At 69.8% G+C, this 2,529-nt stretch carries 1 protein-coding gene; it reads left to right on the plus strand.

What is annotated here, in order from left to right:
- Positions 1-2,435, plus strand: a 2,435-nt coding sequence (locus VKH46_04820) for a protein kinase (GenBank protein ID HKB70144.1), incomplete at its 5' end; no start/stop codon positions are given.
- Positions 2,436-2,529 lie beyond the last annotated feature (94 nt).

Raw genomic sequence — 2,529 nt, forward strand, 5'->3', positions numbered from 1 at the left:
ACGATTCTGACGCGCTCGCGCGCTTCGAGCGCGAAGCGCACGCGGTCGCGGCGTTGAATCACCCGAACATCCTGGCAATCCACGACTTCGGGACGGACGGTGGGGTCGCCTACGCCGTCATGGAGCTCCTGGAAGGAGAAACGCTCCGCGCAAGGGTCGACAGCGCCGCGCTCCCGCAGCGGCGCGCCGTGGAGATCGGCGTTCAGATCGCGCGCGGGCTCGCCGCCGCGCACGAGAAGGGGATCATCCACCGCGATTTGAAACCCGAGAACGTCTTCGTCACCGCGGACGGCCGCGTGAAGATCCTCGACTTCGGACTCGCGAAGAAGGTCGGTCCGGACGCGGCCGAAACCAACGCGCCGACCTCGCCCGCCGGCACCGAGCCCGGCACCGTCCTCGGAACCGTCGGCTACATGTCGCCGGAGCAGGTGCGCGGGCGCGAGCTCGACGCCCGGACCGACATCTTCTCCTTCGGCGCGATCCTCTACGAGATGCTCTCGGGCCGGCGCGCGTTCAAGGGCGACTCCCACGTCGAGACGATGAACGCGATCCTGAAGGAGGAGCCTCCGGAGCTCCTCGAGTCCGGACGGAACATCGCGCCGGCGCTCGACCGAATCGTGCGGCGCTGCTTGGAGAAGTCTCCCGAGGCGCGGTTCCACTCCGCGAGCGATCTCGCCTTCGACCTGGAAGCCGTCTCCGGCGCCTCGGTATCCGGAAGGGCCGCCGCCGCCGGACGGCCGGCCAGACGTCCCCTGCCGCGTCGCACGGCCATGATCGCGGGAACGGTAGCGGTCGCCGCGATCGCCGCAGCCTTTTTCCTGGGCCGGCGGGTCCAGAAGCAATCGGCGCCGGCGAGCCGGACGTTCTCGCAGCTCACGTTCCGTCAGGAGCCGATTTTCAATGCCCGCTTCGCGCCCGACGGGAAGACCGTCTTCTACGCTTCCGCTCCGTCCGGGAGCAATCCGTCGATCTTCGCGGTCCGGCCGGGATTCCCCGGCGCTTCGCTCTTCGGGCCGCCGGGCACAGCCCTCCTTTCAGTCTCGCCGAAGGGGGAGCTCGCCGTGCTCACCCACCCGAGGCTCATGCGGCACGACGTCTTTCTCGGGACGCTCGCGCGGATGCCCCTCGAGGGAGGCGCGCCGCGGGAGGTCCTCGACGGCGTCCGGGAAGCGGATTGGTCGCCGGACGGCTCCCAGCTCGCCGTCATCCGAACCGTGGCCGGAAAGGACCGGCTGGAGTTCCCCGTCGGAAAGGTTCTTCGCGAAGTCGGCGGTTACCTCAGCAATCCGCGCTTCTCGCCGAAGGGTGACCGGATCGCGTTCTTCGAACATCCCATCAAGTGGGACGACCGCGGGCTCGTCGCGGTCGTCGATCTCGAGGGGAACCGGACCGTCCTCTCCGACGGCTACTGGGGCGAGGAGGGCCTCGCATGGTCTCGAGACGGGAAGGAGATCCTCTTCTCCGCCGGCACCGCGTACAACAACTTCAAGGTGTATGCGATCGACCTCGCCGGCCATCGCCGCGACGCGCTCGAGAGCGCCGGCGGCGTCACCGTGCAGGACGTCGGGACCGACGGCCGGTGGCTCGTCACGCGCGACGATTTCCTGAGGGAGATGCCGGTGCTCGCCCCCGGAGAGAAGGTCGAAAAGGACCTCTCGTGGCTCGACCTCTCCGACCCGATCGCCCTGAGTCCCGACGGAAAGACGCTCCTCTTCAACGAGTCGAGCGGAAGCGTCGGCGTCAACTACGCGGCCTGCCTTCGCGGAACGGACGGGTCTCCGGTCGTCCGGCTGGGGGAAGGCTTCGCGCAGGACCTCTCTCGGGACGGCAAGTGGGCCCTCGTCGGCATCCCGACTTCGCCGCAGCAGCTCGTGCTCGATCCGACGGGAGCGGGCGAGACCCGCCGCCTCGACACCGGCGGGATCCTGAGCATCGAATCCGCGCGATTCTTCCCCGACGGGTCGAAAGTCCTCGCCTGCGGCAACGAAGAAGGCCACGCCGTGCGCTGCTACGTCATACCCGTCGCCGGCGGGAAACCGCGCCCGGTGACGCCGGAGGGAACGACCGACGGCTTCGTGTCGCCCGACGCCGCGGCGTTCCTCGTCCGGCAGGTCGGCGGGGCCGGCCTCGCACTCTACCCGGCGGCGGGCGGCGCGCCGCGGCCGGTTCCCGGTTCGCTGCCCGACGAATGGGTCGTCCAGTGGGCCGCCGACGGCCGGTCGATCCTCGTCGTCCAGGCGGCGGAGATGCCCGCGAGGATCGATCGCATCGACGTTGCGACCGGCCGACGCACGCCGGTCCGGACGCTCGGCGGCTCGCGTCTCGCCGGCGCGCTGCAGGTCGGGGCCGTCGCCATGACCCCCGACGAGAAGTACTACGCCTACAGCAACCGCGTGATGATCTCGAGGCTGTTTCTGGTCGAGGGGGCGCGGTGAAGGCGCTGGATCCGGAGTTCGTCAGCGGTCGTTGAAACGGGCTTGGACCCGCGGGTGTCCGTGAGCCAACCGGCCTCCGCACTCGCCGACCCGC

The sequence above is a fragment of the Thermoanaerobaculia bacterium genome, from assembly GCA_035260525.1.
Taxonomy (GTDB): domain Bacteria; phylum Acidobacteriota; class Thermoanaerobaculia; order UBA5066; family DATFVB01; genus DATFVB01.